The 18,149-nt window shown below is 62.5% G+C and carries 14 protein-coding genes; 7 read left to right on the plus strand and 7 right to left on the minus strand.

All coding sequences use genetic code 11. The features are described 5' to 3' along the window. Positions 1-90: 90 nt before the first annotated feature. The 3 genes from der to ACLEJW_RS01165 all read left to right on the plus strand — a co-directional run bounded on the left by der (position 91) and on the right by ACLEJW_RS01165 (position 3,621). Positions 91-1,554, plus strand: coding sequence for a ribosome biogenesis GTPase Der (gene der / locus ACLEJW_RS01155; protein WP_145185096.1), 1,464 nt, complete (start codon positions 91-93; stop codon positions 1,552-1,554). A 139-nt stretch (positions 1,555-1,693) separates the two neighbouring features. Then, a complete protein-coding gene (locus ACLEJW_RS01160) occupies positions 1,694-2,842 on the plus strand; it encodes a pyridoxal phosphate-dependent aminotransferase (protein ID WP_313302518.1) in 1,149 nt (382 codons plus the stop codon). After that, positions 2,830-3,621 carry an amidohydrolase gene (locus ACLEJW_RS01165; protein WP_145185101.1) on the plus strand — a complete coding sequence of 264 codons (792 nt, stop codon included), beginning with the start codon at positions 2,830-2,832 and terminating at the stop codon, positions 3,619-3,621. The genes ACLEJW_RS01160 and ACLEJW_RS01165 overlap by 13 nt, the downstream gene beginning before the upstream one ends. A 65-nt stretch (positions 3,622-3,686) precedes the next feature. Here the strand turns inward: ACLEJW_RS01165 and ACLEJW_RS01170 are convergent, their stop codons facing one another. Both ACLEJW_RS01170 and ACLEJW_RS01175 read right to left on the minus strand, forming a co-directional pair. Beyond that, a complete protein-coding gene (locus tag ACLEJW_RS01170) occupies positions 3,687-6,242 on the minus strand; it encodes a PepSY domain-containing protein (RefSeq protein ID WP_440776873.1) in 2,556 nt (851 codons plus the stop codon). A gap of 112 nt (positions 6,243-6,354) precedes the next feature. Continuing rightward, entirely contained in the window at positions 6,355-8,646 is a 2,292-nt protein-coding gene (locus ACLEJW_RS01175) for a TonB-dependent receptor (RefSeq protein WP_313302509.1), read from the minus strand. A gap of 220 nt (positions 8,647-8,866) precedes the next feature. On the opposite strand from ACLEJW_RS01175, the gene ACLEJW_RS01180 reads away from it, so the two are divergent. From ACLEJW_RS01180 to ACLEJW_RS01190, 3 genes are all read left to right on the plus strand, one after another. After that, positions 8,867-9,547, plus strand: coding sequence for a Fe2+-dependent dioxygenase (locus ACLEJW_RS01180; RefSeq protein ID WP_145185110.1), 681 nt, complete (start codon positions 8,867-8,869; stop codon positions 9,545-9,547). A gap of 3 nt (positions 9,548-9,550) precedes the next feature. Beyond that, positions 9,551-10,306: a tetratricopeptide repeat protein gene (locus tag ACLEJW_RS01185; protein WP_313302504.1), complete on the plus strand. Its 756-nt coding sequence runs from the start codon at positions 9,551-9,553 to the stop codon at positions 10,304-10,306. Between the two features lie 89 nt (positions 10,307-10,395). After that, positions 10,396-10,926, plus strand: coding sequence for a hypothetical protein (locus ACLEJW_RS01190; RefSeq protein ID WP_313302501.1), 531 nt, complete (start codon positions 10,396-10,398; stop codon positions 10,924-10,926). 50 nt (positions 10,927-10,976) lie between these two features. On the opposite strand, the gene ACLEJW_RS01195 is transcribed toward ACLEJW_RS01190, so the two are convergent. The 5 genes from ACLEJW_RS01195 to ACLEJW_RS01215 form a co-directional block, all read right to left on the minus strand. Next, positions 10,977-12,140, minus strand: a complete 1,164-nt coding sequence (locus ACLEJW_RS01195; protein WP_145185119.1) for a type III PLP-dependent enzyme — start codon at positions 12,138-12,140, stop codon at positions 10,977-10,979. Positions 12,141-12,611: 471 nt separating this feature from the next. Beyond that, entirely contained in the window at positions 12,612-13,769 is a 1,158-nt protein-coding gene (locus tag ACLEJW_RS01200; RefSeq protein ID WP_313302498.1) for an osmoprotectant ABC transporter ATP-binding protein OsmV, read from the minus strand. Further along, positions 13,766-14,419 carry an ABC transporter permease gene (locus tag ACLEJW_RS01205; protein WP_145185125.1) on the minus strand — a complete coding sequence of 218 codons (654 nt, stop codon included), beginning with the start codon at positions 14,417-14,419 and terminating at the stop codon, positions 13,766-13,768. Before ACLEJW_RS01205 ends, ACLEJW_RS01200 begins: the two co-directional genes overlap by 4 nt. Next, positions 14,416-15,330 carry a glycine betaine ABC transporter substrate-binding protein gene (locus ACLEJW_RS01210; protein WP_145185128.1) on the minus strand — a complete coding sequence of 305 codons (915 nt, stop codon included), beginning with the start codon at positions 15,328-15,330 and terminating at the stop codon, positions 14,416-14,418. Before ACLEJW_RS01210 ends, ACLEJW_RS01205 begins: the two co-directional genes overlap by 4 nt. 13 nt (positions 15,331-15,343) lie before the next feature. After that, a complete protein-coding gene (locus tag ACLEJW_RS01215) occupies positions 15,344-16,030 on the minus strand; it encodes an ABC transporter permease (protein ID WP_313302529.1) in 687 nt (228 codons plus the stop codon). A gap of 470 nt (positions 16,031-16,500) precedes the next feature. On the opposite strand from ACLEJW_RS01215, the gene ACLEJW_RS01220 reads away from it, so the two are divergent. Beyond that, a complete protein-coding gene (locus tag ACLEJW_RS01220; protein ID WP_145185132.1) occupies positions 16,501-18,084 on the plus strand; it encodes a peptide chain release factor 3 in 1,584 nt (527 codons plus the stop codon). Positions 18,085-18,149 lie beyond the last annotated feature (65 nt).

Below are 18,149 nucleotides of genomic sequence, written 5' to 3' on the forward strand. Positions count from 1 at the left end.
TCAGGCCGCGGCGTAGGACACGCCGCCCGAACTCCGGCCGCTGCTTGCAGCGGCCTTTGCATTTTCAAGAATTCAAGAGTGGAGAGCCGCATGGTTCCCGTAATCGCCTTGGTGGGCCGCCCGAACGTCGGCAAATCCACCATGTTCAACCGCCTGACCAAGACCCGCGATGCCATCGTCGGTGACTTGTCGGGTCTGACCCGTGACCGCCAATATGGCGATGCCAGCTGGCAGGGTCGTTCATTCATCCTGATCGACACCGGTGGGATCACCGGCGACGAGGTCGGCATGGACGAAAAAATGGCCGAGCAGTCGCTGATGGCCATCGAGGAAGCCGACTATGTGCTGTTCCTGGTCGATGCCCGCGCCGGCATGACCGCAGCCGACCAGATGATTGCCGAGCACCTGCGCAAACGCAACAAATCGGCGATCCTGGTGGCCAACAAGATCGACAACATCGACGCCGATGTCGCCCGCGCCGAGTTTTCGCCGCTGGGCATGGGCAACGCCATCCCGGTGGCCGGCTCCCAGGGCCGCGGCATCAACGCCTTGATGGAATCGGTGCTGGGCCACATCCCGCGCGACGAGGAAGAGCAGGCGCTGGATGCTGAAGTCGCTGAAGGCGAGGAAGCGGTACGTATTCCTGGCCCGAGTGAAAAAGATGGCATCAAGATCGCCATCATCGGCCGCCCCAACGTGGGCAAGTCGACCCTGGTCAACCGCATGCTCGGCGAAGAGCGCGTGGTGGTGTACGACCAGCCGGGCACAACCCGTGACAGTATCTACATCCCGTTCGAGCGTGATGACGAGAAGTACACCTTCATCGACACGGCAGGCGTGCGCAAGCGCGGCAAGATCCACGAGGAAGTCGAAAAATTCTCGGTGGTCAAGACGCTGCAGGCGATCAAGGACGCCAACGTAGTGATCTTCGTCATGGATGCCCGCGAGGGCGTGGTCGACCATGACCTCAACCTGCTGGGCTTTGCCCTGGAAGCCGGTCGCGCCATCGTCATCGCGCTGAACAAGTGGGATGGCATGGAGTCGGGCGAGCGCGACTACGTGAAGACCGAGCTGGAGCGCCGGTTGTTCTTCGTCGACTTCGCCGACATCCACTTCATTTCGGCCTTGCATGGCACTGGCGTGGGCCATCTGTACAAATCGGTCCAGGCTGCGTTCAAGTCTGCAGTGACTCGCTGGCCGACCAGCCGACTGACCCAGATCCTCGAGGACGCAGTCAGCGAACACCAGCCGCCGCTGGTCAATGGTCGTCGGATCAAGCTGCGCTACGCCCACCTGGGTGGAGCCAACCCGCCGCTGATCGTGATCCACGGCAACCAGACCGAAAAGATTCCCAAATCGTATTCGCGTTATCTGGAAAACACCTACCGTCGGGTGCTGAAGCTGGTCGGCACACCGATCCGCATCGAGTACAAGGGCGGTGAAAACCCCTACGAGGGCAAGAAAAACACCCTCACCGATCGCCAGGTCAACAAGAAACGCCGCTTGATGTCGCACCACAAGAAAGCCGAGAAGAAGCGCCGCGACAAGCGCTGACGCAGTTAGAAGCTGCAAGCTGCAAGCCGCACGTAAAAGCAGACGGTGTTATCGCTGCTTTTTCTTGCAGCTAGGAGCTTGCAGCTTGCCGCTTCAAGCTTGTAGCTTTGAACCCTCAGTCCCCAGGAAAGAGGGCTCCATGAACCGCAGCAAACTGCCGAATGTCGGCGCGACCATCTTTACCACCATGTCGCAGCTCGCCGTACAAACCGGCGCGCTCAATCTCTCGCAGGGTTTCCCAGATTTCAACGGACCGCAGGCGCTGCTCGATGCAGTCGGCCGGCACGTGGCCGCAGGACACAACCAGTATTCGCCCATGAGTGGGCTGCCGGCGTTGCGCCAGCAGGTGGCTGCCAAGGTTGCGCGGGTGTACGGGGTCAACGTCGATGCAGATCATGAGGTCACCATCACCCCAGGTGCCACCGAGGCGATCTTCTGCGCCATTCAGGCGGTGATACACCCAGGCGACGAGGTCATCGTTTTCGACCCGTGTTACGACAGCTACGCACCTTCGGTGGAACTGGCCGGTGGTCGTTGCGTGCATGTGCAGCTGAGTGACGGCGACTTCCGCATCGACTGGCAGAAATTCACCGACGCCTTGAGCCCGCGTACCCGCATGGTGGTGCTCAACTCACCGCACAACCCGAGCGGCGCGCTGATCAGTGGCCAGGACCTCGACCAGCTTGCGGCGCTGATTGCCGAGCGCGACATCTACCTGCTGAGTGACGAAGTCTACGAGCACCTGGTCTACGATGGCGTGCGCCATGCCAGCGTGCTGGCCCACCCGCAGCTGGCCGGCAATGCGTTCGTGGTCAGCTCGTTCGGCAAGACCTACCACGTCACCGGTTGGAAGACCGGCTATGTGATCGCGCCGCCAGCCCTGACTGCAGAGCTGCGCAAGGTGCACCAGTACGTCAACTTCTGCGGTGTGACGCCCCTGCAATGTGCCTTGGCCGACTTCATGGCTGAGCACCCCGAACACATCGATCAGTTGCCGGCCTTCTATCAAGCCAAGCGCGACCTGTTCTGCGGCTTGCTCGAGCGCTCGCGGTTCGGTTTCACCCCTACCGCTGGAACCTATTTCCAACTGGTGGACTATTCGCAGATCCGTCCCGATCTGAACGACGTCGACATGGCCCTGTGGCTCACCCGTGAGCATGGCGTGGCGAGCATCCCGGTGTCGGTGTTCTACCAGCAACCCATTTCTGAGCAACGGCTGATCCGCTTGTGCTTTGCCAAGCGAGAGGAGACGCTGCGTCAGGCAGCGGAGAAACTATGCGCGATCTGAGTGCACTGCCCAACCTGAATGTCGCTTTGGTCCAGACCACCCTGGCCTGGCACGACCGCGAGGCCAACTACGCGCATTTCGACGTGCTGCTGGAGCAGGCGCGCGGCGCTGACCTGGTGATCTTGCCTGAGATGTTCACCACGGGTTTTTCCATGCAGTCGCACACGTTGTGCGAACCTGAAAACGGCCCGACCTACAAATGGCTCAAGGCCCAGGCCAAGCGCCTCGATGCAGTGGTCACCGGCAGCGTGATCATCCAGGCCGCCGACGGCAGCCATCGCAATCGCTTGCTGTGGGCCCGCCCGGATGGCGAGATTCTGCACTACGACAAGCGCCACCTGTTCCGCATGGCCGGTGAGCACAAGTACTACACCCCAGGCGAGCGCCAGGTGCAGTTCGAGGTCAAGGGCTGGCGGGTGCGTGCGCTGATCTGCTACGACTTGCGCTTCCCGGTCTGGAGCCGCGATGCGCAAGACACGGACCTGTTGCTGTACACCGCCAATTGGCCCGCAGCGCGGCGTCAGCACTGGAACCGCCTACTGCCTGCGCGGGGCATCGAGAACCTGTGCTATGTCGCGGCGGTCAACCGCGTCGGTACCGATGGCAAGGGCTTCGCCTACTCCGGTGACAGCCAGGTGCTGGACTTCCAAGGCGAGAGTTTGCTCAGCGCCGGGGAGGCGGACGGGGTATTCACGGCCGTGCTCAATGCAGCCGACCTGGCGGCCTATCGCACCAAGTTCCCGGCTAACCTGGATGCCGATACCTTCGAGCTGCATTGAAAGAATAACGGCTCGTCATGGGAGCGCCCCGGCAAGGATGCTCCCGCAAGAGCCGAGGCTGCTACTCAGTACACATCCCGTCGATAACGCCCGTCTTCGATCAGCCGCTGCACCGTTTCTTCCCCGAGCATGCCTTTGAGCGCCGCGTCCACGCCTGCCGCCATGCCGTGCAGGCTGCCGCAGACATAGACGTATGCGCCATCCGCCACCCAGCGCTTGAACGCCTCGGCCTGTTGGAGCAGTACGTCCTGCACATAGATCTTCTCGGCCTGATCGCGCGAGAAGGCCAGGTCGAGCCGGGCCAGCTCGCCGTTGTCCAACCAGCCCTGCAGCTCTTGGGCGCAGAGCAGGTCATGGGCGCGATTACGCTCACCGAACAGCAGCCAATTACGCGGCTCGCCGGCATTGACCCGGGCGCGGATCAGGCTGCGCAGGCCGGCAAGGCCCGTGCCGTTGCCGATCAGGACCATCGGTGCAGCGGTCTGCGGCAGGTGGAAACCGCTGTTGCGCCGCACCCGCAGGCTGACGCTGCCATCGAGCGGCAGGTATTCAGTCAGCCAACCCGATCCCAGGCCCAGATGCCCATCGGCGTGGCGCTCCTGGCGCACGATCAGCTCCAGCAGGCCGTCGCTGGCGATCGAAGCGATCGAATACTCGCGGCTGCCGATGGGCGCCAGGGCATCCACCACGGCTTGTGGATGCAATCCGACCAGGTGCTCGCGACGGCTCGGCAACTGCCGTCCGGCCAGGGCCTGGGCCAGGGTTAGCGGCAGGTCATCGATGCGCACCGCAGCCTCGCTGTCCAGCGCCATGCCTTTGAGAAACGCCTCGATGCGCGGCTTGCCGTTGAGCGGTAGCACCTCGACCAGGTCACCGGCTTCCCAGCTGACCGGCTGCTCCGCGCGCAGACCAAGCAGGTACACAGGGCCGCCCAGGCTTCCGGGGTTGAGCAACTGCCGCTGGACCAAGGTCCAGTTGCCGAAGCTCGCAGGCTGCCAGGCGCTGATCGGTTGGGTACCGGTCAACTGGGCCAATTGCTGTTGCCAGCGTTGCAGCGCCGCTTGATCGGAGTTGTCTACCTCCACCGCACTGAACGCGGTGCTGGCACCACGTTCGCCGAGCCAGGCCTGCAAGCGCCGGGCAAAACCACAGAAATGCGGATACTGACGATCACCCAGGGCCAGCAGGGCATAGTTGAGCTCGTTCAGCGCCCAAGGTTGGCCGAGGACCTTGCGCTCGAAGCCACGGGCGCTGTCGGGCGCTTCGCCGTCGCCGAAGGTGCTGACCACGAACAGCGCCCGGCGTGCCTGGCGCAGGTCATGCTCGCCTACATCGGCCAAGGGACGCACCTGAACTGGCAAGCCGGCCGCCTGCAACTGCCCGGCGCTCTGCCAGGCCAGTTGTTCAGCGGTGCCGCTCTGGCTGGCGAAGCCGATCAGCCAGCTGTCACGGCTGACCTGCTGGCTGTCGACAGTGCCACGGGCGGCGCGGACCTGACGCTTCTTGCGGCGGCGGTCGAGGTACAACAGCCAGCCGGTGACGAAGAACAGCGGCATGCTCAAGCTGGCAACGGTGAGGATGATGCGCCCTGGCAGGCCGAAGTATTCGCCCACATGCAAGGCATACACGCTCTGCAGCAGTTGCGCCTTGAAGGACTTGTCGGTGTAGCGGTCGTGACGTTTGATCTGTCCGGTTGCAGGGTCCAGCACCAGGGTGTTGAAGGCACGTGGGTGGGCGGCATCCTCGAGCAGATAGAACAGATTGGCCGGTTGGCCGCCAAGCGCTGGCAGGCGCAGGTTGTAGCTGGCAAGCCCAGGGCCTGCAGCCTGCTTGAGGTTGGCCCAGATGGCGTCGTAGTCGACGGTGCGCGCTGGCGCGTTGTTGTCGAGCGCTGGCGGTCCTTGGCGAGCGCGACCTTCGCCGCGCTTGTGCGCCTGCCCGGCGGCGGATTGATCGGCCAGCAGCGTGTTCAACCCTGAGCGGTACCACTCGTAGGACCAGAACAGGCCGGTGATCGCGAACAGCAGATAGATGACCAGGCACCAGGTGCCCGCTACGGCGTGCAAGTCCCAGTTGAAGGCCCGGCCCTTCTTGGCCCAGTCCAGGGTCAGCCAGGTGCGCCAGTTCAACGGCTTGCGCGGCCAACGCAGGTACAGCCCGGAAAGGCAGAAGAACACCAGCATCAAGGTGCACGCGCCGGTGATCTGGCGACCGGTGTCGCCCATGGCAAGGAAACGGTGCAACTTCAGCATCAGGTTGAAGAAGCCCTGGCCGGCAGCCTCGCCCTTGAGGGCCCCGGTGTAGGGATCGGCGTAGCGCAACGCGCCGCGGCGCTCGCCGGGAGGCGGGGTGAAGAAGATGCGTGCGGCGTTGCCCTCGCGCACATCGACCCACAGCATCGACACCGTATCGCCCTGCGCGGCCTCGACCCTGCGTACCAGCTCGGCAGGCGGCAGCACGCCTTCGGCGCGCACCTCGACCGTGAGCACATCGGCGTTGAATGCACGCAGCAGTTCTTCCTGGAACGAGTACAGCGCTCCGGTGATGCCCATCACGGCCAGGACCAGGCCAGCGGTGATGCCGAACAACCAGTGCAATTGGAATAGCGTCTTTTTCATCACACCTTCTACCTTGTGTCGCTGGCACGGCCGGCGCGGCGTGCATTATGCCTGGATACGCAAAAGCCCCGCTCGCAGTTGAACGGGGCCCTGCTGCGCAGCTAGCGCTGCATGATCAGAAGTGCACGCTGGTCGTCAGCAACGCCGTCCTGCCGGCCGCCTGGTTGGCGAAATGCGTCGAGAAGGCCTTGTCGTAGTACACCTCGTCGGTGAGGTTCTGCACGTTCAACTGCAGGTCCACATGCCGGGTCAGCTTGTAGGCGACCATCGCATCGTAGCGGACATAGCTGTCGACCATCGTGGTGTTGGCCACGCTGCCGTACACATCGTCGACATAGAAGGCGCCGCCGCCGACGGTCAGCTTCGGGGTGATGGCATAGGTGGTCCAGAGGCTTGCGCTGTTGTTCGGTGTATTGGGCAACTGGTTGCCGTCATTGGCCTTGCCCAGCGGGCCGCCATCGATCTGCCGCGCTTGCATGTAGGTGTAGCCGGCGAATACTTGCCACTTGTCGGTGAGCTTGCCGCTGGCCGATAGCTCGATACCCTGCACCCGGGTTTCGCCGACGTTTTCGTAAGTGTTGGTGTTCACCTGAACGCGGGCGTTTTCCTTCTCCGTGCGGAACAGCGCGGCGGCCAGGGACAGGCGCTGGTCAAGCAGGTCCCATTTGGTGCCGATTTCATAGTTGGTGGTTTCTTCCGGCTCCATGTCACTGGCCAACAGATTGCCGTTGCGGTCAGGGGTGCCGCCCAATGGGTTGCTCTCGGTGCCTTCGCCCAGCATCGCGCCCGGAGGGATAGCGGAGGTGGCATAGGAGACGTAGATGCTGCCGTTTTCGGCGGGCTTCCACACCAGGCCCAGTTGGCCGGTGACGAACTCACTGACGTCGTCGCCCTTGGCCGTGGTGGTACCGGCGGCATTGTGGGTCTTGTAGTCGGTGTCGAAGTGGTCGTAGCGCAGACCCATGTTGAGCAGCCACTGCGGGCTCAGTTCGAGGGTGTCGAATACGTAGATCGCCCGGGTCTTGCTCTGGGTTTCGGTGCCGGCGTAGTTGCGCGCGATGCTGCCGCTCCAGGGGTCGTTCGGGTTGGGATTGCTCAACGAAGTGCAGTTATAGCCGCTGTTCGCGCCGATCAGGCCAGGGTTGCAGTTGGTGGTGGCAGCCGGCGTCCGGGGGGTGGTGTCGGTGTTCACGGTGTAGGACGACCGATCGCTTTCTTCGCGGCTGAATTCGATACCGGTGGAGAAACTGTTCTTCAGCCCGCCCAGATAGAACTCGCCAAACAAGTCGGTCTGGTTGGTCGTGGTGGCGGTGTTGCCGACGCGGGTGTTGGCACGGCGCCAGACACTGCCGTTGTTGACGTTGCCCTTGCTGTCGTCAGGTTGGGTGAGGATATAGTCCTGCATGCTGTTGCCGTGACGCAGGGTGTTCTTCAGGGTCAGCGTGTCACTCAGGTCATGCTCGATGGCAAAGGTCGCGATATCGACCCGGGTCTTGCGAAAATCCCGGTCGCTCAGGCCATAGAAGTTGTCGCGGTCGCCACCGTCATAGGGCTTGCTCGGGTGCGCCGAGGTACGCGCGGCGCTGCCAGCAGCCGGAAGGGTGTAGGGGATACCCGAATCCGGCAGGTCGTCGCTTTCCAGGTGGTAGTAGTCGAGGTTGACGCGCGTCGCGGTACCCAGGCCGAAGGCCAGGGACGGGGCGATACCCCAGCGGTCGTAGTTGACCTTGTCGCGACCGGCCACGTTGCTTTCGTGGGTCATCAGGTTCAGGCGACCGGCTACGCTGTCGCTGAACTGGTAGTTGCCGTCGAAGGTGTAACGCTGGGTCTGATCGCTGCCCCAGGTCCAGGCACCGTCGAGCGAGTTGCCCAGATGTGCGCGCTTGCTCACCAGGTTGATGGTGCCGCCTGCGGCGCCACGGCCGCCGATCGCCGAGTTGGGGCCTTTGGCGACCTCGACCGATTCGATGGCAAAGATTTCCCGGGTCTGCGCGCCGGTGTCGCGCACGCCGTCCAGGTAGGTGTCGCCCTGGGCATCGAAGCCGCGAATGAACGGACGGTCGCCTTGGGGGTTGCCGCCTTCGCCAGCGCCGAAGGTGATGCCTGGCACCGTGCGCAAGGCATCTTGCAGGCTCAGGGCGTTGGTATCCTTGATCACTTGCTGTGGGATCACCGTCACCGAGCGCGGGGTGTCGACCAACGGTGCGGTGTATTTCTGCGAAGCCGCCCGCTCAACCTTGTAGTCGGTGCTGGCCTGTTCGGCCTTGCCGTTGACGCTGGTGGCATCGAGCGTGATGGCGCTGCTGGTGGCCGGATCGGCGGCATAGGCGCCCGATGCGCTGAGGGCGACGCCGATGGCCGAGACGATCAAGCGTGGTGAACTCACTGCGGTTGGTACATGACGCATCGTGGTAGGCCTTCCCCAAGGTATGAAGGCCGCGGATATTAATGTAAGGAAATGTAAGGCACAATTGAGACTCGTTACCATTCGTTATTAATTTACAATCTTTACAAATTCTCTTTACGTTTTCTTCACGCTGAATCGTCTAAGGCGCGCTGAGGGCTTGTGCCGCGTAAAAGGGAATCAATATCATTGAGGCTTCTTCAAGCCGTCACGGTGTGCCGTCATGCTGCTTCACATTCCAGGCCTGTTCGACGCAAGCGAGCTGGCCCGTATCCGCGACGCCCTGGCGCAAGCCGACTGGGCAGACGGGAAAGCCACGGCCGGTTACCAGTCGGCAAAGGCCAAGCACAACCTGCAATTGCCCGAAGGCCACCCGCTGGCCAAGGAGATTGGCGGCGCGCTGATCGAGCGTTTGTGGCAGCACCCGCAGTTCATGTCGGCGGCGCTGCCGCACAAGGTCTTCCCGCCGCTGATCAACTGTTACCGTGCCGGCGACAACTTCGGTTTCCATATCGACAACGCGCTGCGTCAACCCAAAGGCAGTGCCGAGCGAGTGCGTACCGACCTGTCGTCGACGTTGTTTCTGAGCGACCCCGACAGCTACGACGGCGGTGAGCTGGTGATTCAGGACACCTACGGCGAGCAGCAGGTAAAACTGGCTGCCGGCGATCTGGTGCTGTACCCCGGCACCAGCCTGCACAAGGTCAACCCGGTGACCCGTGGTACCCGTCTGGCAGCCTTCTTCTGGACCCAGAGCCTGGTGCGTGAAGACAGCCAGCGCACGCTGCTGTTCGAGATGGACAATGCCATCCGCCAACTGGGCGCCGATGTGCCCGAACATCCCGCGTTGCTGCAGTTGACCGGCACCTATCACAACCTGCTGCGGCGCTGGGCGGAGGTCTGAGCGGTGAGTTTTCAGCTGCGTCGTGAAGAAGTCATGGATGCTGCCCGCTTGCGGGCGATGCTCGATGAGAGCCCGGGCAAGGCCGCCCAGGCGATCCTGGCCGCAGCCGGGCAGGGGGTGGTCGAGGCGCAAGCGCTGCTGGGCCAGATTTTGCTCGACGGGCGCGGTATCGAGCAGGACGCCACCGTCGCCAGGCGTTGGTTCGGCATCGCGGCACAGGCTGGCAATGCCATGGCGCACAACATGCTCGGGCGCTGCCTGGAACATGGCTGGGGCGGTGCGGTGAACCTTTCCCAAGCGGCCATCCACTACGCCCGCGCGGCTGATGCCGGCCTTGACTGGGGGCTGTACAACCTCGGTAACCTGCTGGCTACCGGCCGTGGCGTGCCAGCTAATCAGGCGCAAGCGTTGTTGTGCTACGAGAAGGCAGCGCAGATGGGCCATGCCAAGTCGATGAATCTGTATGGCCGTTACCTGGAGCAGGGCATCGCTGTCACGGCGAGCCCCGTCCGTGCCGTGCGCTGGTACCGGCGCTCGGCCGAGGCTGGCGATTTTCGCGGCATGTTCAGCCTGGCGCTGGTGCTGGCCGAGCGCGGCGAGATGGTCGAGGCGGGGGCCTGGTTTGGCCGGGCACGAGAAGTTGGGCAAGCGAACCTGGGCTTTCTGCGCAGCGCATTGGCAACCTTGCAGCGAGCAGGGCCTGCGTTGATGGCATTCGCGCAACAGTATGCCGCCGAGCTCGACAAGCAGCCCGTCTGACGCCGCGTTCAAGCCAAGAAGCGCTTCCCGATTCGGCCGGGCGTGTCTACAAAGAACCATCACTTGCTCTAACGAGCAGAGGTACAGTGATGACTTACGTTCAGGAACGGTCTTTCATTGCGACTTTCACCAGTGTGACCCCCGGTTATGAGGGCTGGCTGGATTCGCTGGAGGGTTCACCCACCGAGCGCAGAAATCAGTGGCTGACCGTCAGGGCAGACACAGCCGGGTTTCAGGCGCAGCAAGGCTTCTGGTTTGGTTACTATCAAGGTGATGTGGAGGGCTATCAGGTACGAACCGTTGCCTTCGATTCGTCCAATTCGCATTACGATCTGTGGGGCCTGAGCCTTCGCAACTCGGTTGGCTATTATGCCAAAAGCACTCACCCGATCAGTTGGCGAGTGCGCCTAGGCGGCGTCAAGATCGTGCGCCCTGAGGTCGGCCAGTACGATGATGTTACCTTGGCGGCGCCAGCCCGCGCGATGCTCAGCTGTGCTACCCGGCCTGCCTGGGATGACCATTACGTAGGGGTGGGAAAGAAAAACGTCTTGCAGTTCAGGATGGACATTCGCAAGGTCGGCGTCGCTCGCTTCGATAGCCCGGCAATGCACCGGCAATGATCGACACCCTTGCGCATTGTCAAAACGGGGCCTTTCGGCCCCGTTTCGCATTACAGGTAGTACGCCTTCAACGGCGGGAAGCCATTGAACTCCACCGCGCTGTAGCTGGTGGTGTAGGCGCCGGTCGACAGCCAGTACAGGCGGTCGCCGATGGCCAGGTTCAGTGGCAGGCCGTATTTGTAGTTCTCGTACATGATGTCGGCGCTGTCGCAGGTCGGGCCGGCGATGACCACTTCTTCGGCCTCGCCATTCTTCTCGGTCCAGATCGGGAACTTGATGGCTTCGTCCATGGTTTCGATCAAACCGGAAAACTTGCCGACGTCGGTGTAGATCCAGCGCTCGACTGCGGTGCGCGATTTGCGCGCGACCAGTACCACTTCGCTGACCAGGATGCCGGCGTTGGCGATCAGCGAACGGCCCGGCTCGAGAATGATTTCCGGCAGGTCGTCGCCGAAATCTTCCTTGAGGAAACGGATGATTTCTTCAGCGTAGGTTTCCAGGCTGTTGGTCCGGGTGATGTAGTTGGCTGGGAAGCCGCCGCCCATGTTGATCAGCTTCAACTCGATGCCGTCTTCTTCCTTCAAGCGCTCGAAGATCACCTTGACCTTGGCGATGGCGGCGTCCCAGACGCTGATGTCGCGTTGCTGGGAACCGACGTGGAAAGAGATGCCGTAGGGCACCAGGCCCAGGTCACGGGCGAGGATCAGCAGGTCCATGGCCATGTCGGTCTGGCAGCCGAATTTGCGCGACAGGGGCCAGTCGGCAGTGGTCGAACCCTCGGTCAGGATTCGCACATACACCTTCGAGCCCGGCGCGGCCTTGGCGATGTTGCGCAGGTCGGCTTCCGAGTCGGTGGCGAACAGACGCACGCCTTTCTCGTAGAAGTAGCGGATGTCCTTGGACTTCTTGATGGTGTTGCCGTAGCTGATGCGGTCGGCGCTCACGCCGCGGCTCATCACTTTGTCCAGCTCGTAGATCGAGGCGATGTCGAAGCTCGATCCCTTGTCTTTGAGCAGGTCGATGATCTCGACCGCCGGGTTGGCCTTGACGGCGTAGTAGACCTTGGCGAATTCGAAGCCTGCACGCAGGTCATCGTAGGCCTGGCTGATCATCTGGGTATCGATGAGGACGAACGGGGTTTCCTGTTTGTCGGCAAACGCCTTCATTTTCTGGAAGGTGTCACGTGCGAAATAGTCTTCGACCTGGATCGACATGCTCAGGGACTCCATGGGCAAACTGAAAGATTAAGTGGCTGCAAACTGAACGTCCTCCGTATCCCCACTTTGGTTCGCCTACTCAGTACTTGAGCCGGATGGATCGTTTCCAGCATGGACGTTCGGCGCGCACTTTAGGGCGGCAAGCACGCAGAATCAACAGGCAATCCCGGCGTGATCGGCGCGGATCGCCGCCCTGTCACTTGAATAACCGACTCGCATGACCGGCTGATGTTCCCGGCGCCGATTCAAGCGTTAAATATTGTGGAATGGACGTGCGGGACGCACGCAAGGTGGGGCCCGCCCCAGCAGGGCTCGGACTATTCCGGCTGGGACGGGGCGACGCGCAGACGGGCCACGGGTGTTCATATTTATGGCCACGGCGTTCAGGTACGGGCGTACCGAATTTTCCTCATAAATTTTTCTTTACCGACGGGCGGATCGGCGATTTCATCATCGCTGCTGGCCTGCTCACGACGCCACGGTTTCGGCCGGTGACACGATGCTGGTCTTCGCGCCACGGGAACGCCCCGAGCTCAGGTAGGCGGCGATCGACTCCTGGGTCACCTCACCGAGGAACACCTGCTCGGCATCGAGCACCGGCAACCAGGCGCGATTGAACTCATACATGCGCGACAACAGGATGCGCAGATGCTCGTCGTGCGCGGCGGTGGCATTGAACGGGCGCAGGAAATCGCCGCAGCTGCCTTGCTGGCGGTGCATGTCACGGCGACGCACGTAACCCAGCGCCTTGTTCTGCGCGTCAGTCACCACCACGTAGCGGCGGTCGTGCTCATCGAGCAGCTCCAGGGCTTCGGCCACCGGCGTCTGCGGGCTCACCGACGGGGCATTGTCCGCGGCATCTTCGGCGCGCACCAGCAGCAGGCGCTTGAGGGTGCTGTCCTGGCCGACGAAGTTGCTGACGAAATCGTCCACCGGGTGCGCCAGCAGGGTATCCGGATGGTCGAGCTGCAACAGTTTGCCTGCACGGAAAATGGCGATCTTGTCGCCCAGCTTGATCGCCTCGTCGATGTCATGGCTAACCATGATCACGGTCTTGTTCAACGCCCGCTGCATCTCGAAGAACTCGTTCTGGATCATCTCGCGGTTGATCGGGTCGACCGCCCCGAACGGCTCGTCCATCAACAGTACCGGCGCGTCTGCTGCCAACGCGCGAATCACGCCGATTCGCTGTTGCTGGCCTCCGGACAGTTCGCGCGGGTAGCGCTGCAGGTACTGCTTGGGCTCGAGCTTGATCATGTTCATCAGCTCGCGGGCGCGCTCGCGGCATTGGTCTTTGTCCCAGCCGAGCAGGCGTGGGACCACGGTGATGTTTTCCTCGATGGTCATGTTGGGGAACAGGCCGATCTGCTGGATCACGTAGCCGATGTGGCGGCGCAGGGTGACTTCATCCAGTGCAGAGGTGTCTTCACCGTTGATCAACACCCGGCCGGAAGTCGGCGTGATCAGGCGGTTGATCATCTTCAGCGTGGTGCTCTTGCCGCAGCCGGAGGGGCCGAGGAAAACGCAGATCTCGCCCTCGTTGACGGTGAGGCTGACCGAGTCGACGGCCGTGACTTGCTTGCCGTTGGCGTTGAAGGTTTTGCTGAGGTTCTGAAGTTCGATCATGAGCGCAGTCCTTCTGGAGTCAGGGCACGTTGCAGGGTTTGCAGGAGCAGGTCGGCGATGATTGCCAAGAGGCTGACCAGCACGGCGCCGACCAGCAGCATCGACATGTCGCTGCGGCTGATGGAGGTCAGGATCAGCACGCCCAGGCCGCCAGCGCCGATGGTTGCGGCAATGGTCATGACACCGATGTTCATCACCACCGCCGTGCGCACGCCGGCCAGGATGACCGGCACCGCGATCGGCAGCTCGACCATGCGCAAGCGCTGGCCGAAGGTCATGCCGATGCCGCGCGCGGCCTCACGAATGCCAGGTTCGACATTGGTCAGGGCCAGGTAGGTGTTGCGCAGGATCGGCAACAATGAATAGAGGAACACGGCGGTGATCGCCGGCATCGGCCCCAGGCCTTGGCCGAACTTGGAATAGAACGGCAGCAGCAGGCCGAACAGGGCAATCGAGGGGATGGTCAGCAGCACCGTGGCACTGGCTTGCAGTGGGCCGGCCACGGCGGGGAAGCGAGTCATCAGGATGCCCAGCGGCACGCCAACGAGGATCGCCAGGCCTACGGCGATGCCGACCAGCATGATGTGCTGGCCAGTCAGTTGCAGGACCTGGGCCCAGTCCAGATGGGCGAATGTGTCGAGCAAGCTCATGGCTGTACCTCGCTGTTCATCGGGTGCTCGCGCAGGAAGGCAGCGGCCACCACGCTAGGGCTCTGGTGCTCGACATCAACCTTGGCATTGAGCTGGCGCATGGTTTCGTCGTCCAACTGCTCGGCCAGCGGTTTGAGCAGGCTCGCCAGCTGCGGATTGGCGTCGAGCACCTGCTTGCGCACCACCGGCGCTGCGGTGTAGTCGGGGAAGTAGTGCTTGTCATCCTCGAGCAGCTTGAGCTTGAACGCGTTCAGGCGCCCGTCGGTGGTGTACACCAGCCCGGCGAACACCTGGTTGTTGTGCATCGCCGTATAGACCAGACCGGCATCCATCTGGCGGATGTTGGCGCGGCCGACCTGCAGCTCGTACAGCTGCTTGAGGCCGACCAGGCCATCCGGGCGATTGGCGAACTCGGTGTCCAGGGCAATCAGGTGCCGGCGGTCGCTTTCGGCGCGCAGCACGCGGCTCAGGTCACTGATGGTAGTGATCTGCGGGTAGTCCGCGGCCACCTGCTGCGGCAGGCCCAGCGCATAGGTGTTGCTGAATTTCGACGGCGTTAGCCACACCAGGTCCTTCTTGGCGTCCAGCGCCTTGACCTTGGCATAAGTGGCTGCCGCACTGGGCATGCGCTCGTCGATGTGGTTGTACGAGACCAGCGACACGCCGGTGTATTCCCACATCAGGTCGAGCTGCCCGGTTTCCTGGGCCTGGCGCGCAATGCTGCTACCCAGGCCCCCGGTGACGCGCACCTCGAAGCCGTTGGCGCGCAGGTATTGGGCAGTGATTTCGGCCAGCACGGTCTGTTCGGTGAACACCCGCGCGCCGATGCGGATCAGCGGTTTATCCGCAGCCTGGGCAAATCCTGCGTACAGCAGGGCCGCGCCCAGGAGCAAGGCGATTGTGTTTTTCATGGTTTCCCTCGTGTTATCCGGCCAGGCCACGTTCCAGCCAGCGCTTGCTGGAGAAACTCACCACTGCGTCGAGCAGCAGTGCCAGCAGCGCGGTACACGCCGCGCCCAGCAGTAGCTGCGGCTGGTTGTTCAGGGCGATGCCGGGGAAGATCAGGCTGCCCAGGCTGTTGGCTCCGATCAGGAAGGCCAGTGGCGCGGTGCCGACGTTCAGAGCCAGGGCCACCCGTACGCCGCCAACGATGATCGGCACGGCATTGGGCAGTTCGACCTGCCACAGCTGCTGGCGCGGGGTCATGCCGATGCCGGTGGCAGCTTCCTTGAGCGAGAGGGGGACATTCTTCAGGCCTTCGTAGGTATTGCGCACGATGGGCAGCAAGGAGGCGAGAAACAGCGCGAAGATCGCAGGCCCGGCACCGATGCCGAGGATGCTCAGGGCGATGGCCAGAACGGCCAAGGGGGGAATGGTGTTGCCAACGTTGAAAAACTGCATGAAGCGTTCGGCTTTGTCGACCCGATGCGGTCGACTCAAGGCAATGCCAGCGGGGATGCCCACGGCCAATGCCGCCGCCATCGAAGCCAGCACCAGGACCAGGTGCGCTTGCAGGTAGAAACCAAGATCGTCGCGATAGCGCACGATCGTGTCGATGCCGATCCAATGGACCAGCAGGGCCAGGATGACGAGCACGGTGGCGCATCCCATCAGCCCTTTTCCGTAGCGTGTAGCCACAGGCGGACTCCTTGTGTTGTCGGCGAGCACACTTCTTCATAGCCGGCCGTGTGGGCGGCGGGTGGTGTGTTCGCGAAAAGCAGCCAGAGGCAACCGAAGGCTGCACTCAGACCATGAGCCGAACCCCGTCGGGCTCGAAAATGCTGATCAAACCGATCCCCAACCGAAGCGGCTTGCAGGGGAATGGACGTCTCCGAGGGGCTAAAGGTTCCCATCTCAGGCGGCATTTGGCCAGCGTTAATCACTATGAAGTTGGATTAGTGGCGCGAGAAATCAGCGGCTTTTGTGCTTCGAGGCGTTGAATTACCTGCTATGCAAGCTAGTCGCAGGGTGGTTGGTCTGGCGTGCGATGAGAGAGCCGCCGGCAACCCGAGATTTTGGTCCGGCGCTCAACTTCAGGTATGATACCGCCCCTTTTTAATCCCCCAGTCAGGCGATTTCCCATGACCAACCAGGCCGCCGAAGTCGCGAAGCGCCGCACTTTCGCAATCATCTCCCACCCCGACGCCGGTAAGACCACCATCACCGAGAAGCTGCTGCTGATGGGCAAGGCCATTGCCGTCGCCGGTACGGTGAAGTCGCGCAAGTCCGACCGCCACGCCACCTCCGACTGGATGGAAATGGAGAAGCAGCGCGGCATCTCCATCACCACCTCGGTGATGCAGTTCCCGTACCGCGAGCACATGATCAACCTGCTCGACACTCCCGGTCACGAAGACTTCTCCGAAGACACCTACCGCACCCTGACCGCAGTGGACTCGGCGTTGATGGTGCTCGACGGCGGTAAAGGCGTAGAGCCACGGACCATCGCCCTGATGGACGTGTGCCGCCTGCGCGACACGCCGATCGTCAGCTTCATCAACAAACTCGACCGTGACATCCGTGACCCGATCGAGCTGCTCGACGAAATCGAAGCGGTACTGAAGATCAAGGCCGCACCGATCACCTGGCCGATCGGCTGCTACCGCGACTTCAAGGGTGTCTATCACCTGACCGGCGACTACATCGTCGTCTACACCCCAGGCCATGGTCACGAGCGCACCGAAGCCAAGATCATCCAGAAGCTCGACTCCGACGAAGCGCGCGCGCACCTGGGCGACCAGTACGACACGTTTGTCGAGCAGCTCGAGCTGGTCCAGGGGGCGTGCCACGCGTTCAACCAGGACGAGTTCATCAACGGTCAGCTGACCCCGGTGTTCTTCGGTACCGCCCTGGGCAACTTTGGGGTCGATCATGTGCTCGATGCGGTGGTCGACTGGGCACCGCGGCCGTTGGGCCGGGTGGCCCATGAGCGCACCGTGGAGCCGGTCGAAGAAAAATTCACCGGCTTCGTGTTCAAGATCCAGGCCAACATGGACCCCAAGCACCGCGACCGCATCGCCTTCATGCGCATCTGCTCGGGCAAGTACGAAAAAGGCATGAAGATGCGCCACGTGCGCCTGAACAAGGACTTGCGCATCGGCGATGCGTTGACCTTCTTCTCCTCTGAACGTGAGCAGCTCGAAGAGGCGTTCGCCGGCGACATCATCGGTTTGCACAACCACGGCACCATTCAGATCGGCGATACCTTCACCGAAGGCGAGGCGCTGGGCTTCACGGGCATTCCGCACTTCGCGCCGGAGTTGTTCCGCCGTGTGCGCCTGAAGGACCCGCTCAAGTCCAAGCAGCTGCGTCAGGGTCTGCAGCAGTTGGCCGAAGAGGGCGCAACCCAGGTGTTCTTCCCCGAGCGCAGCAACGACATCATCCTGGGGGCGGTCGGCGTCCTGCAGTTCGACGTGGTGGCCAGCCGTCTTAAGGAAGAATACAAGGTCGAATGCGCCTATGAGCCGATCACCGTGTGGTCAGCGCGCTGGATCGCCTGCGATGACAAGAAGAAGCTTGAGGACTTCCAGAACAAGGCGATGGAAAACCTGGCCATCGACGGCGGCGGCCACCTGACCTACCTGGCGCCAACCCGCGTCAACCTGGCGCTGATGGAAGAGCGCTGGCCGGACATCAAATTCCGCGCTACTCGCGAGCACCACTGAGGCAGCCGCAGGCTGCCCAGCGCCAAGCTGCAAGCTGCAAGTAAAAGCACAGGCAGTCCGTCGTC

It is taken from the genome of Pseudomonas sp. SMSB3 (genome assembly GCF_052041965.1).
Classification (GTDB): Bacteria; Pseudomonadota; Gammaproteobacteria; order Pseudomonadales; family Pseudomonadaceae; genus Aquipseudomonas.

What these genes read in the sequence shown, in the direction of transcription:
- der (WP_145185096.1), top strand. Translation starts at nt 91, where the DNA reads ATGGTTCCCGTAATCGCCTTGGTGGGCCGCCCGAACGTCGGCAAATCC.
- ACLEJW_RS01160 (WP_313302518.1), top strand. Translation starts at nt 1,694, where the DNA reads ATGAACCGCAGCAAACTGCCGAATGTCGGCGCGACCATCTTTACCACC.
- ACLEJW_RS01165 (WP_145185101.1), top strand. Translation starts at nt 2,830, where the DNA reads ATGCGCGATCTGAGTGCACTGCCCAACCTGAATGTCGCTTTGGTCCAG.
- ACLEJW_RS01175 (WP_313302509.1), bottom strand. Translation starts at nt 8,646, where the DNA reads ATGCGTCATGTACCAACCGCAGTGAGTTCACCACGCTTGATCGTCTCG.
- ACLEJW_RS01180 (WP_145185110.1), top strand. Translation starts at nt 8,867, where the DNA reads ATGCTGCTTCACATTCCAGGCCTGTTCGACGCAAGCGAGCTGGCCCGT.
- ACLEJW_RS01190 (WP_313302501.1), top strand. Translation starts at nt 10,396, where the DNA reads ATGACTTACGTTCAGGAACGGTCTTTCATTGCGACTTTCACCAGTGTG.
- ACLEJW_RS01195 (WP_145185119.1), bottom strand. Translation starts at nt 12,140, where the DNA reads ATGTCGATCCAGGTCGAAGACTATTTCGCACGTGACACCTTCCAGAAA.
- ACLEJW_RS01200 (WP_313302498.1), bottom strand. Translation starts at nt 13,769, where the DNA reads ATGATCGAACTTCAGAACCTCAGCAAAACCTTCAACGCCAACGGCAAG.
- ACLEJW_RS01205 (WP_145185125.1), bottom strand. Translation starts at nt 14,419, where the DNA reads ATGAGCTTGCTCGACACATTCGCCCATCTGGACTGGGCCCAGGTCCTG.
- ACLEJW_RS01210 (WP_145185128.1), bottom strand. Translation starts at nt 15,330, where the DNA reads ATGAAAAACACAATCGCCTTGCTCCTGGGCGCGGCCCTGCTGTACGCA.
- ACLEJW_RS01215 (WP_313302529.1), bottom strand. Translation starts at nt 16,030, where the DNA reads ATGGGATGCGCCACCGTGCTCGTCATCCTGGCCCTGCTGGTCCATTGG.
- ACLEJW_RS01220 (WP_145185132.1), top strand. Translation starts at nt 16,501, where the DNA reads ATGACCAACCAGGCCGCCGAAGTCGCGAAGCGCCGCACTTTCGCAATC.